The organism is Leptospira bouyouniensis (assembly GCF_004769525.1).
GTDB classification, from domain to species: Bacteria; Spirochaetota; Leptospiria; order Leptospirales; family Leptospiraceae; genus Leptospira_A; species Leptospira_A bouyouniensis.
The window spans coordinates 194,473-207,500 of record NZ_RQFT01000012.1; the positions used below are offsets into that span (position 1 = coordinate 194,473).

Below are 13,028 nucleotides of genomic sequence, written 5' to 3' on the forward strand. Positions count from 1 at the left end.
GAAATAGCAACTGTTCGAAATTTAAAAAGCTGGAAGTCGTTTGAAGATCCATTCCGGAATCATTCGAATAACAAACATAATAAGAGACCAATGCCAACGAATATAAACTTGGTCTTTTTTATTTAAACCAGCTTTTACGATTTTTTCACCTGCTTCTTCGGGATGTAATGTCAACCATGGTATCAAATTATGACCAAAAGACATCTTAGTATATACGGGTCCAAGAAGTATTGTACCAATATGAACACCACTTGGATACAATAACGCGCGTAATCCGGAAAGGAAGGTCGTTAAACCAGCTTTAGCACTTCCATATGCATAATTTAGTTTTCGGCCCCTCTCACCTGCAACAGAACTGACAACAGTAATCGTGCCAGATTTTTTCTTTTCTAATTCCAGTGAAATTCGATTCACCAATGCTGCCACACCTGTAAAATTGATTTGAATGGTTTTTTCTAATTCTTTCACATCAATTCTAGTTTGTGTTTGGTCTTCGTAATAACCAACAAGAATAAAAGTATGGTTTGGTATATCATTGAATTTAGACACAAATGAATCAAAAGTTTCCATCTCTGTGATATCCAATATATATATGGAAACAGAAGTATTATATTTTGAAGTGATATTGTTTTTTAATTCATTTAACTTTTGTTTGTTTCTTCCTGTGAGAGTCAGGGAATGGCCTCTTTTTGCCAATGAGTTTGCCACCCAAATTCCGATATCCGAAGTTGCGCCAATTACTAATGAATGTTCCATGATTTAATTATTTTTCCTTCGACCATTTTTTGATCATATAAACCAAATCTTGCATTAGGAGTGGTTTTGTCATAAAATCATCCATCCCAGATTTTAGGCATTTTTCTTTATCTTCTTCCATGACATTTGCTGTGAGCGCAATGATAATTGGTTGTTTTATCAGATTTTTATTTTTTCTGATTCTTTGTGTCACTTGAATACCGTCGATGTCGGGCATTTGCACATCTAATAAAATAAAATTTGGCTCTTCTTTTTCTACAACCTTTAGAGTTTGGTTTCCATTTTCTGCGATTAGGGCAGGATAACCTAATTTTTTAAGGAACATTTTAGAAACTTTTATGTTGATTGGATCATCATCTGCTATCAATATTTTTGTCGGAAATGATTCTGCCAAATTTTTTTCCCACTCATCGGATCTTAATATCCTTTGGTTCGGAAATTCATTGTTAGTTGCAATTTCGTTGATTGTTTTTGTGATTGGAATTTCTACGATAAAGACAGAACCTTTTCCAAGTTCTGATGAAACTGAAATGGTGCCAGACATTTCTTCTACAATTTTTTTGGTGATCGTAAGTCCAAGACCAGTCCCATTTGTTTTTTCAGATAAATGAGAGTGCACTTGCATAAATGGCTGGAAAAGGTCTTTTATATTTTCTGCAGGAATCCCTATACCTGTATCACTTACCTCAATGATGAGTTTACTATTTATCGTATCAATAGGTTCATGTGCCACAATCAGAGAGATAGTTCCGTATTCAGTGAATTTGACTGCATTCCCCAAAAGATTTGAAAGTATCTGAGTGAATCTTCTTGCATCAGTGATGATATTGGTTGGTATATTCTGTTTTGTTACTAACTCTATTTTCACATGATTCGTATCAATTTTTGTTCGGAACAATTGAACAATATCACTTAAAAATTTATTTAATTCAATTGGTTCTTGCCTTAATTCAAATTTCCCAGATTCGAGTTTAGTTAAATCTAATATATCATTGATTAGAAGTAATAAATTTTCTCCACTAAATTGGATTAAGTTTAAATATTCTTTTTGTTCTTCTGTTAAATTTGTTTGCCCAAACATTTGGGTCATACCTAAAATTCCATTCAAAGGTGTTCGAATTTCATGACTCATCGTTGATAAAAATGCAGTTTTAAATTTTACCTCAGCGAGAGCTCTTTCCTTTTCTTGCCTAAGTTTTTCTTTGTTTTTGAAATTTTGAATCATACGATCTGCAATGAAAAATGCCTGAGACAATCCAAAAACTAAGAACCCATATTGTGCTAAATAAGCCGTTCCTTTTTTGGCAAATTCAGTTAGGATATCGAGTGAAAAAAGTAACATTGTTGAAATAAGGGAAAATAGAAAGAATTTTGCCCCTGGTTTAGAAACCAATACTCCATTTATGATTGGAATCATGAGTGTAAAAATCCCAACTAAAGAAAGTATTAAATGGTATGATTGGATTTGAGAATAAATATTTGTTGGAAATGGCATTCCGAATAACAAAATTAATGCGGCTATGTAATTGGCTCTATATATGAATTTGTATTTTTTTTCAGGGTGTATCTCCTGTACATACCTGACAAAGGCGAGGTATAATAATGTAAACGTAATCCCATTGATCCGAACCATTAATTCATATAAACCCATGGGTAGGTAATTGTAAATCAGACGAGTTTCACCTATACTAATTAGGCGAATGGAAGAAAGGAAACATACAAAAGAAAAATATAGATGTGTTTTTTCATCCCGCCAAAAAAGAAATAAAACAAAATGAAAAAAGGCAAGTGTGCCAAGCGATGCTAAAACTAAAATGTCGCGACTGGTTGCCTCAAAAAAAGACTTGTTGATTCCATTATGTGTTCCTATTAAATAAGGCGTAGCGACCCCACACACGTGATAATGAAAACATGAGATTTGCAAATTGATGTCGATAGTTCCATCTAAAATTGATGGAAGGGAAACGGTTTGGATACTGATATTTGGAATTTCTGAGTTTGTATCTGTCCCAATTTTTCCAGATTCATAAATTACCTCATCCCCAATTAGAATTTTAAATGCATTTCTCGTCACACCATTCTGAAGGTATAAAAACTTTGTTTTCGGATTTACCAAAATTTTGATTTGCAGTGTTGCATATCCATTAGGATAAGAAGACTTAAAATTATTAGTCCAATTTCCGGGAATGTTTGTATAAGTGTTACTTTGAGTATCTTTAATTTCGAATTGTTGCCATTTAATTTTCCACTCTCCATTCAATGGAACATTTCCATTTTTATCAAAATCCCAATCTCTTAAATCAATGACTCCAGAAACTACATTTGGAGGAATTGGATTTTGATTTGAAAAACATCCCACCAAACAGAAAGTTAGAAACGGTATCAATGCTCTAAGGATCAATGGTTCTATCATCTAAATCCAATCAGACGATAAGAAATGAAAGCTTCCTGTTTTCTAATTTAAAAAAGCTTTGATTTTATTCTGCAAGTATAAGAGTAAAAAATAGACTAAATTTGGTTTTCGTATATATCCTAATTTTCTTAAGTGTTCTGAGTTTTGGAATCCTTTCAATTTATCAGGATTGGCAATTGTATAAATTTTGCTAATTTGATTCCCATCGATTGATATAAATTGGACAAAATTCGGTAATCCATCATTCCCATAACCAACTAAAACTGGTTCTCCATTTGCATATCCAAAGTAAACATCCGAGGATGCAGTTGCTTTTTTTGAAGTTTGTTTTAGAAAGGTTATGACTCGAACAATTCCAGGTATTGGAATCCTTGCTGCATGTACCTTGCCTCCACCATCTGAATAAGCAACAACTTCTTCTTTTAAAAGTTTTGTTAGTGTTTGAGTGTCTTGTTTTACGCAAGCAAGACTAAATTCCATCAGTAACTTTGCATGTAATTTTGGGTCAGGTTCGAATTTTTTTTTCCTCTGTTTTAATGCCTGTTTGGCTCGACTCAGAATTTTTCTTGAGTGATCTGGAGTTTTTCCGATGATTTTGGAAATTGAGTCGAAATCGAAATCAAATGACTCTCTTAATATCAGAACAGCTCGTTCAAATGGATTTAATGTTTCTAAAAGAACAAGAAATGCAAAATTTATTTTTTCTTCATCAATTCCTTCCAACTTTTCAGGAATCGGTTCTGGCAAATAAGGACCAATGTATGTTTCTTTTTTCCTAGATGCTTTTTTTAGCAAATCGAAGGCAAGCCTTGCTACTATACTCCCCCAATATGATTTTGGATTTAGGACTTTGTTTTGATTTACGGAGAGCCATCGAAGATAACTCTCTTGTAAAATATCTTCTGCGTCCACATAGCTACCTGTTATGCGGTAAGCAATGGAAAATAAATATGGTTTCCATTCAAGAAAGGAATCTAAATCGTTCAATTTATGACTCTCCTTGTCGCCAAATCTTCCTTTTTTGATAATCAGATTTTTCTAAAAGATTACCTTGGGGCCAAAAGTAAAATCGAAAAGGGAATCGTTTTTCCATTTTCAGCGAAAATATTGTAAATTTGTTTACTAACTCTTTGATGATGGCCGCAAGTTTTCCCGTGATCACTTTTTCTTTAGGCGAATCATCCTCGAAAGTCCATTGTATGAGTCCATCATTCCTACCCAGTGATACACAACGTCCAAAAAATTGAAATGCAAATGGAGTTAAATTTTGATTCCGAATTGTTTTAGAAACTGTATCTGCTACGTAGGCACCCATCGGTAAAGCTGTGACACATCCCATTCGTAATGATGAATGTTCTAATTTTGCCGAGTCACCTGCAACGAATACATTTTGGTATTGGATTGATCGTAAAAATGAATCAACATAAATCTGATTTTTGTCGTTTGTATGGAAACCAGATTCTTTTAGAAGTGGGTTTGTGATGAAGCCCGTACAATTCATCAAACAATCATATGAAAGTTCAGAGTGGTTAAAAAAACTGATTTTTCCAGAACTTATGTTTCTGATTTTAGCAGAATCAACGATGTTGATACCCAATGATTTAAATTTTTTTAATAAATGTTGTTTTCCTAAATTTGAAAACGATTTTCCAAACTGACTTTGATCAACAATTGTTACTTCTGATTTCGGGAATTTTTCTTTCCATTCTGTTGCAAGTTCGATCCCAGTAAGCCCTCCACCTAAGATACATAAATGATTCACAGTTTCTGGTTTTTTTTCAATTAAGAATTTGTTTACAGATTCTTTAGATTGGATTGAATTTTCATCTTTTGTTAGTTTTTTAATACCAGAACTTCCAATCGAAACAACCAAATAATGATAATCAATTTGAATCACTCCATTAATTGTTTCAATGACGACTTGGTTTAATTCTGGTTGAATTAAAGTGACTTTTCCATTTAGCAAGTTGATATTTTTTCTAATTAAATTTTGGATAGTGTGTTTCTTTTCAGTGGATTTTGAAGCAAACTCATGGAAACGAATTCTTTCTTGGAAATAAATTGAATCTGATATTAAAAAAATCTCTACATTTTTAATCTGTTTTTCCAAACGATTCGCACATAGTATTCCTGCATAACCCGCACCTAAAATCACGATCTTTGTTTTCATATCTTACCTCACTCCCAAGACGATTGGAGGGGGCAATTTGTGACATGGTTTTGAAAAAAAAATGGACTTGCATTAACAAGTGATATTGGAACAAGATCACCCATGCAGAAATGGATGCAAAAACTTGAATGGTTAGGACTCGTGATTTTACTATGTTTCCCAGGTTCACTATTATTTGGTCAAGGATTTGACCGGGGTAATTTAATTTTTTATGGGATGGGTATGGGTGGACTCGGAAATAATTCAGGTAGCATTCAAAAACAAGTTTTTAATTATAATTTCCCGGGTTATCTAACATTCAATACTGTTTCTACAGATATAGTTTCACGTTATCTTAGTTATACTTTCTACACCGAATTCACAGAAGAAAGAACAAAGTTATCGAGCAGAGGAGGGGAAATCGGAATAGAATACGGAATATTTAAATATTTTGGGATTGGACTTTCTTCCACATACCAAGTCATTTCTTCGGCCAAATTTAGGACTGTCGATTCTCGAATTGGAACTGTTTCGGCTTTGTCAAGTAGATCAGTATCCAATCAACTTGATTTGCTGAATGTTTCTGATGCAGCTCAATTGTTTTTTCAAACGAAGCGAGATTTTTACAGTGCATTAACAGCTGATCTGAATCTTTTTTATCATATGAATCCCAATAGTTCATTTGATCCGTATCTGAAGATTGGTGCTGGATATGGATCAGAAAATTTGTATGGTGGAACTATCAACCGAGTTTTTGGGTCATTGGGTGTGCGGTATCATTTTAACAATAGATTTTTTATTAGTGCCGAATTGGAACACGCAAATGCTTACGTAGTTTATTATAAAGCGCCATCTACTGGTTATAGAAACAAAGGAAATTATGAAGAAACTGCTGCAAAGATTGGTTTTGGATTAAATTTCTCACTTTCTAAACAAGATTCATCAAATACCGAAGAAATTCCAAAAAAAGTAATCGAAAGTGTTGCGTCAGATGTGGCTACTAATTCTAATCCAGTAAATCAAGATTCTAAATTAGAACGATTTGTTTTCTTTGCCAGTGAAATCTTTGATTTGCCGTCGAGTCGAATTCATTTGGAAGGAAGGGCAAGACTGGATGCCATCGCTAGAAGTTTAGAAAATGAATTCAAAGAATATGATATTCTAATTATTACCTATACTTCTCCTTATAAAGAGGACCTTCCAGGGAATTTTGAAAATTATGATTTAGGGTTTGAGAGGGCACAAGCAATCTCTCGCGTGTTACGAGAGAAAGGCGTGAGTCCAAAAAGAATTATTGATTCCACCCAAGGATCAGCTTTGTATACGGTGGAATCAAAAGAAAAAGTAGTGATTGAACTCCGGAAAAAAATTAAGTAACTAACATTTTTAAATTTAAAAATGTTTCTGTTCGTTTTCTGCTCTCGATACAAAGATTCGGATTGTCCTTCATGGATTCTCCGAAACTTGGGATCATTTGTTTTAATTTTTCTTTCCATTCAATAGACTTCATTTGTTCGGGAAAACAATCTGAAAGAACTTCCAACATAATGGAAACTGAAGTGGAAGCACCTGGACTAGCACCGAGTAATGCGGCAAGTGTTCCATCCTTTGCAGACACAACTTCCGTACCAAATTCTAAAACCCCACCTTCTTCTTCATCTTTTTTTATCACTTGCACTCTTTGCCCTGCGACTACAAGTTCCCAGTCTTCTGATTTTACTTCTGGAAAATATTCTTTTAGAGCTTCAATTCTGTCTTCATGAGATTGAATCGCTTGGCTAATTAAATACTTCGTTAATGGTAAATTGTGCATCCCAGCTGATAACATAGGGAAAATATTATCAAACTCTAATGATTTCACTAAATCTAAATAAGAACCTTTTTTTAAAAATTTTGTCGTGAAACCAGCGTAAGGTCCAAATAGTAGTTCTTTTTTGCCTTCAATGATCCTTGTATCTAAATGGGGGACTGACATGGGAGGAGAACCAACGTTTGCCTTACCGTATACTTTCGCAAAATGTTCCTTAATGATATTACGATTTTTACATCGTAACCATTGTCCACTCACTGGAAATCCACCAAAACCTTCTGCCTCTGGAATATCTGATTTTTCAAGTAGGGGAAGACTTCCTCCACCTGCACCTATGAAAACAAATTTTGCTTCATGATGTTCTTTTTCATGGGTCTGTAAGTTATGTGAAGTTAGGTGCCAGTTCCCATTCTCACTTCTTTCTAAATCTTTTACATCTTCAAAATAATGAACATGGACATCCGAAAAACTTTCTAAATAGCGAAACATAGAACGGGTGAGTGTACCAAAATTGACATCGGTTCCCAAGTCCATTCTTGTGGCAGCTACCTTCTCATAAGGATCTCTTCCTTTCATTACAAGTGGGAGCCATTGTGCAATGGTTTGTCGGTCTTCTGTATAAGTAAGCCCTTTAAACAACTCATATTGGTTTAAAGCAGAATATCTTTTCTCTAAAAAACGAACATTTTCATCTCCCCAAACAAAACTATAATGGGGAACCGAATGGATGAAATCTTCGGGATCAATGATTTGTTTGATCCCAGAAAGGTAACTCCAAAACTCTTTAGAGATTTCAAATGATTCTGCAATTTGGAGTGCTTTTTTCGTTTGGATCGAACCATCTTCGTTTTCGACTGTATAATTCAATTCACAAAATGCGGAGTGTCCTGTACCTGCATTATTCCAAGCATTTGAACTCTCGCGTGCCGCAGCATCTAGTCTTTCCAAAACAGTGATTGTTAGGTGAGGGTTTAATTCTTTCAATAGAAGCCCTAGTGTTGCGCTCATAATTCCTGCTCCAATGAGAATCACATCGGATTTGGTTCGAACTGTATCTTTTTCTTTCATTCTATCCTACTGACGTCAATATTCGAGACTTTCTTTATCAAAAACCTGTCCAATAGATAGGGTTATCTCATTGAAAGTATTCTTCCTATTTTTGTCCGTTCTGACATCCTTACTTGGATTTATCTATTACTATTCTACCTTTCGATTAATCTCAGGACTTTCACTGGTTGGACCCGTGGTAACAGTGATTTTAATTGGGATTGGAGCACTTGTACTACTCGTACCTATCACATATATTTTTAGCCGTGTATCAAAACGTGAAAAAACCCAAACATTTTTTGCCTATGTCTCTTTTACAAATTTTGGTTTTTTTTCCATCCTGTTTACGTTGGTCCTATTTATGGACTTACTCCGAGTAGTTGATTTGGGTATTGTCTCAGAATATTCTCAGTTACTTTTCACCACATTACTTCGATTTGGTTTTCCAATTGATGGAATCACGGAAGTAAAAAATTTCAGTTTGGCTTTTTCAACAATCGTAATTGCAACTGCTCTAAGTTCTTTAGGATTTTACAATGCACATGTTCGTTTGAGATACAAACATACCAAAATCAAAGACAAGAATTTACACTCTGACCTAAAAGGTTTTAAGATAGTTCAGATCTCTGACGTTCATATAGGACCAACGATCAAAGAAAAGTTTCTTCGTCGCGTGGTTGCAAAAATCAACGTTCAAACACCAGATGTGGTTGTGATCACCGGAGACCTCGTGGATGGGCCAGCTGCCACTCTCAAACACCATCTAAAACCACTTGCTGATATAAAATCCAAATATGGAACATTTTATGTAACAGGGAATCATGAATATTATTCTGGTGTTTTACCTTGGTTACCGGAAATTGAAGCGTTAGGTATCCGCGTATTGCTAAATGAAAACCAAATAATCAATATCGGGTCTGCCAAGTTACTTATGGCCGGTGTGACAGATTTAACAGCAGGTTCAATGATCAAATCCCATCAAACAAATCCCAAGCGAGCTATGTTGGGGGGAGAGAATAGTGATTATAAGATATTACTCGCACACCAACCAAATAGTGTCTATGAGGCAAACAAAATTGGATTTGATCTTCAAATTTCAGGCCATACACATGGTGGACAATTTTTTCCTGGCAACATATTGATTTATTTTGCACAGAAATTTGTAGCTGGTCTTCATGATTATAAGGGAACAAAGATTTATGTAAGTCGTGGGACAGGGTATTGGGGGCCTCCATTTCGATTGGGTGCCCCTTCTGAAATTTCAGTGTTGGAATTACAATCCTTGGATTAATTCACTTGCTTTGGCAAACAATCGTTCACTCTGAACAAATTTCACAGACTGTTTCTTAATCAAAAAAAATGAAAAGGGATGATGTCTCTTCGCTTTTTTGAAATCATTGTCAAACAGAAAGGATGGTTCCAGGGGAATGACAGAAAATCAGTTAATCAGGAAATTGACATTTGCCATCGAAGCGCCCTTATACTTATTAATTTTTCCCTATTTTATCAACTTTTGTTTATTTGCTTCGAGTTTTGATACAGAAACTCTGATCAAATTGGCTATCCTCGGCACTTTGCTTTCTTTGATTCCTTTGGTTGTCGGCATTACGCTGAGAAATCGTAGACTCAAACATTTGTTAAGTTACTCTCAAATTACCGATATCGAAACATTATCAAATCTTAAAAAAGGATTATTGGAGCACCCTCATTGGGAAGGTAAGGTGATACTCATCCGTTGGACTGTATCTATATTTGGGTTTTCGCTATTGTCAATTTCGGTATTGGGTTTGCCTTCACGTGAAATTTTTGCTTTACCATACGCTTGTGTGATGCTTGTACCAATTATTTATTTAGCATTTTATTTTCAAACGGAAGTATATTTAAGTTCTGTGCTGAAAAACAAAGTGTTTGCATCGATTCATTTGGACGAATCTAAGTTTCGCATTTTTGGTGTCTTCCAACGGAATCTTTTTACAATGTTGGCTGTTGCATTATTACCAATTTTAACCTTCGGTTATTATTTATTTTTACTGATAGCTACAGATTTTAGATCTCCCTATTGGGTTTACCAAATGCCAATTGTATCAATTATGATGGTTGTTATCATGATTTACTCGGCATATGTTGGGAGCAAATCATTAAAGGAAGACATAGGGAATTTAAATCTTTCGATAGAAAAGTTATCTAATGGAGAACTTGCAGATACGATCCCACAACTATCAGCCACCAATTTGAGTCATACCATTGCTAAGTTAAATCTATTTATGGATTCGTTGCGAGTTTATTTCCAAACTGCAAAAAGAGAGGCTGTTTCCTTATCGCAAACATCCAAAATCATTCTAGACAAAGGAGTTGTCATCGATTCTCAAGTTGTATCGGAAAAAAACAAAATTGATTCTACCTTCGATTCCGTTAACCAAATCCAAAGTTTATCAAAGTCAACATTTGAACGTGTGTTAACCCAAAAAGAAAAAACCAATTTTTTGGCTAAAGAATTAACGAGTGTTACTATTGAAATGACAAACCTTTCGAAAAAAGCGGATGAATTATCGCAAAACACAATCCATTCTATTGGCACTGTGAATTTAGCAAAAGATGCGATACAATCTGCTTATGAAAAAGTGGAACAAATGAATCAAATGAGTGAAAATATAAAATCGGCAATTTCTATCGTTGAAGATATTTCTGACCGAGTGAATTTGCTTTCCTTAAACGCATCGATAGAAGCTGCACGCGCAGGCTCCATGGGTCGTGGGTTTGCAGTGGTTGCCAGTGAAGTTTCAAGGCTAGCAGACGAAACTGCAAAAAACATAGAAGAGATCAAAAGAGTTGTGAAATTATCCCAAGTGGCTTCCAAAGAAAGTTTGGAATCAATGAAAGAAATCATCAAAACCAATGAGGATGTTAAAACGAAATTTGAAGAGATATCTGAGGTAGTACAGATGTTTGGCCGAACCAGTGAAACGAGTTCCGAAAATGTAAAATCACTCAAAGAAATGGTCGGAGAGTTTCAAATGGATGCTGAGAAAATCACAAGTGAGATGGAATTACAAACTATTTACACAGAGAATTCTAATTCCAACTTACAAGAGTTATGGGAAAATCATTCTCGAATTTCGACGACATTCGCTCAAATATCCGAAGAAGCAAATCGATTGCAATCGGTATCAGACTCAATGGAAAAAATTGTGTCTCGATTCCGATTTTGAATTACTTTCGATTCCATTCTATTATGTTACATTCTATTCTTTTACCGATAGAATTTTAATGTTAGGCCATGCGATTTGATTTCCGATATTTTTTCGATTACACCATCTTCTTCAGATATATCTAGTAAGTAGCTCTTTACTTCTCCGTTTGTTTTTGCCATGCTAATAGCGCATACTCCATTGAGTTTGCCTTTCCAAAAGAAAAGTGTTGAACTTTTATAATCTGACCCATCGTTCCACGTAATTTTGTAATATTTAACGCAACCGCCCGAATGATAGGGTAGATCTGCAGTATTAACGGAAGATATCAGTTCGCTTCCATTTCTAAGTTCTGCTCGTAAAATACTAGTTGGGTAAGTGGTCAAATCAGCTGTACAAACATAACCTGGTGGTAGAATCCCCATACACTGATTGAGTTTTTCTTGATCTTCTGCCTCTTTAGCGAGAGTGATCAGTGAGAGAGGAATTATCCCTAAATCTGTCCTTGTTTCTTTGCAGGAAACCATAATGCAAGTTGCGAAAAATGTAAGGATTAGGAACGGTAGAAATGATTTGATATATTGCATTTGATTTTTCATGATTTTAAATTAACTCCTGTTATAGTACCGATGCAAAATAAAAACTACGAATATCCGTTTGTCCCGCAGAATCCGTAACTCTTATGAGAAAAGTCCAGCCAGGACCAAACCACCATGTCGGTTCCCCAATCAATCGGCCAGAATTTGAATTTAACCATGAATTTGTAGGTAAACCACCTTCATACGTCCAATAGTAGGGTGGAGTTCCACCTGATGCAACAAATTGAAAGTCCCAGGGTAAAAACCAGCGGCCTGCAGGGCATGGGTTTTGGTCAATGGCCCCGCAGTCTGCAGCGATATTGGGCCTTTGTGGTGGAGGGACTAATGCTGCTAGAGTGGCACCAATATTGATTCGTCCGCATCCAAAATACTCTCTGTCCGTATCCGGATTTCCACTTTGGGTAAGCCGTGTGGCCTGACTACACATAGCTTTTAAAATATCTTTGGGATGGTAGTTGGAATCAACAGAGAGAATGAGTGCGGCAAGACCTGAAACCATTGGGGCAGCCATAGAAGTTCCTGTCTTAAAAATATAACTACCGTTTGTCGAAGTAGATAAAATGAAACTACCTGGTGCGGCAATATCTACTTTTCCAAAATTTGAATCTGGATACCTAAATCCAAAAGAATTTGATGTATCTAAATTCCCTACCGAAATAACTTCATTAAAAGATGTTGGAAATGCGCCTTGATTTTGCGGGTTGCCTGGGTAAGGTGCAATCCTTCTATTATCATTTCCTGATGATGCAACCATTACGACTCGCTTTGCCTCACCATAACGAACAGTATCTCTTGATAAAGAATATGTGTGAACTCTTACAAGACATGCCCATTGGCAATATTCATAACCATATCCACCTAAACTCATGTTAATTACTTTAGCTCCACCGTTAATTGCATCTAATATTCCATATGCGATTAGTCGATCGCTTGATATTGCAACCATCCTTGCATTCGGATAGAAAACATTAATAGAAATGATTGGGTTCGACCAAGTGATCCCTGCAATTCCTACTCCATTGTTTGTCGCAGCCCCAATGGTTCCGGCAACGTGCGTTCCATGATC

10 protein-coding genes (1 of these 10 running past the window's edge) are annotated in these 13,028 nt (G+C 35.5%); 3 read left to right on the top strand and 7 right to left on the bottom strand.

The annotated features are described in order from the left end of the window. Positions 1-21: 21 nt before the first annotated feature. Genes EHQ43_RS15140 through EHQ43_RS15155 form a run of 4 tightly spaced genes read right to left on the bottom strand, consistent with a single transcriptional unit; the run spans position 22 to position 5,339 of the window. Positions 22-756: an SDR family NAD(P)-dependent oxidoreductase gene (locus EHQ43_RS15140; RefSeq protein ID WP_167481803.1), complete on the bottom strand. Its 735-nt coding sequence runs from the start codon at positions 754-756 to the stop codon at positions 22-24. A gap of 7 nt (positions 757-763) precedes the next feature. Further along, complete coding sequence (locus tag EHQ43_RS15145; RefSeq protein WP_135771622.1) at positions 764-3,169, bottom strand: ATP-binding protein; 2,406 nt, start codon at positions 3,167-3,169, stop codon at positions 764-766. 42 nt (positions 3,170-3,211) lie between these two features. Next, positions 3,212-4,156 (bottom strand): sigma-70 family RNA polymerase sigma factor, encoded by a 945-nt coding sequence (locus EHQ43_RS15150; protein ID WP_135771623.1) that lies wholly within the window; start codon positions 4,154-4,156, stop codon positions 3,212-3,214. 1 nt (position 4,157) lies between these two features. Further along, the gene (locus EHQ43_RS15155) at positions 4,158-5,339 is read right to left on the bottom strand and encodes an NAD(P)/FAD-dependent oxidoreductase (RefSeq protein ID WP_135771624.1); all 1,182 of its coding nucleotides are present in this window, start codon (positions 5,337-5,339) and stop codon (positions 4,158-4,160) included. Between the two features lie 102 nt (positions 5,340-5,441). Between EHQ43_RS15155 and EHQ43_RS15160 the strand changes: the two genes are divergently transcribed. Further along, complete coding sequence (locus tag EHQ43_RS15160) at positions 5,442-6,695, top strand: OmpA family protein (RefSeq protein ID WP_135771625.1); 1,254 nt, start codon at positions 5,442-5,444, stop codon at positions 6,693-6,695. On the opposite strand, the gene EHQ43_RS15165 is transcribed toward EHQ43_RS15160, so the two are convergent. Then, complete coding sequence (locus EHQ43_RS15165; protein ID WP_135771626.1) at positions 6,688-8,196, bottom strand: malate:quinone oxidoreductase; 1,509 nt, start codon at positions 8,194-8,196, stop codon at positions 6,688-6,690. The genes EHQ43_RS15160 and EHQ43_RS15165 overlap by 8 nt on opposite strands. Before the next feature lie 70 nt (positions 8,197-8,266). Between EHQ43_RS15165 and EHQ43_RS15170 the strand changes: the two genes are divergently transcribed. Then, a complete protein-coding gene (locus EHQ43_RS15170; RefSeq protein ID WP_135771627.1) occupies positions 8,267-9,466 on the top strand; it encodes a metallophosphoesterase in 1,200 nt (399 codons plus the stop codon). A 136-nt stretch (positions 9,467-9,602) separates the two neighbouring features. Continuing rightward, positions 9,603-11,384, top strand: coding sequence for a methyl-accepting chemotaxis protein (locus EHQ43_RS15175; protein ID WP_135771628.1), 1,782 nt, complete (start codon positions 9,603-9,605; stop codon positions 11,382-11,384). Between the two features lie 41 nt (positions 11,385-11,425). Here the strand turns inward: EHQ43_RS15175 and EHQ43_RS15180 are convergent, their stop codons facing one another. Together EHQ43_RS15180 and EHQ43_RS15185 are read right to left on the bottom strand one after the other, a co-directional pair. Beyond that, on the bottom strand, positions 11,426-11,962 hold the full coding sequence (locus EHQ43_RS15180; RefSeq protein ID WP_135741433.1) for a hypothetical protein: 537 nt from the start codon (positions 11,960-11,962) through the stop codon (positions 11,426-11,428). Positions 11,963-11,981: 19 nt separating this feature from the next. Next, positions 11,982-13,028, bottom strand: partial view of a S8 family peptidase gene (locus EHQ43_RS15185; RefSeq protein ID WP_135771629.1) — the 3' portion only. It continues 1,173 nt past the right edge of the window; 1,047 of the gene's 2,220 nt are visible here — the last part of the coding sequence; the start codon falls outside the window, past its right edge; its stop codon occupies positions 11,982-11,984.

Coding starts and splice junctions, on each gene's coding strand:
- EHQ43_RS15145 (WP_135771622.1), bottom strand. CDS start 3,169: ATGATAGAACCATTGATCCTTAGAGCATTGATACCGTTTCTAACTTTC.
- EHQ43_RS15155 (WP_135771624.1), bottom strand. CDS start 5,339: ATGAAAACAAAGATCGTGATTTTAGGTGCGGGTTATGCAGGAATACTA.
- EHQ43_RS15175 (WP_135771628.1), top strand. CDS start 9,603: ATGACAGAAAATCAGTTAATCAGGAAATTGACATTTGCCATCGAAGCG.
- EHQ43_RS15160 (WP_135771625.1), top strand. CDS start 5,442: ATGCAGAAATGGATGCAAAAACTTGAATGGTTAGGACTCGTGATTTTA.
- EHQ43_RS15180 (WP_135741433.1), bottom strand. CDS start 11,962: ATGAAAAATCAAATGCAATATATCAAATCATTTCTACCGTTCCTAATC.
- EHQ43_RS15165 (WP_135771626.1), bottom strand. CDS start 8,196: ATGAAAGAAAAAGATACAGTTCGAACCAAATCCGATGTGATTCTCATT.
- EHQ43_RS15140 (WP_167481803.1), bottom strand. CDS start 756: ATGGAACATTCATTAGTAATTGGCGCAACTTCGGATATCGGAATTTGG.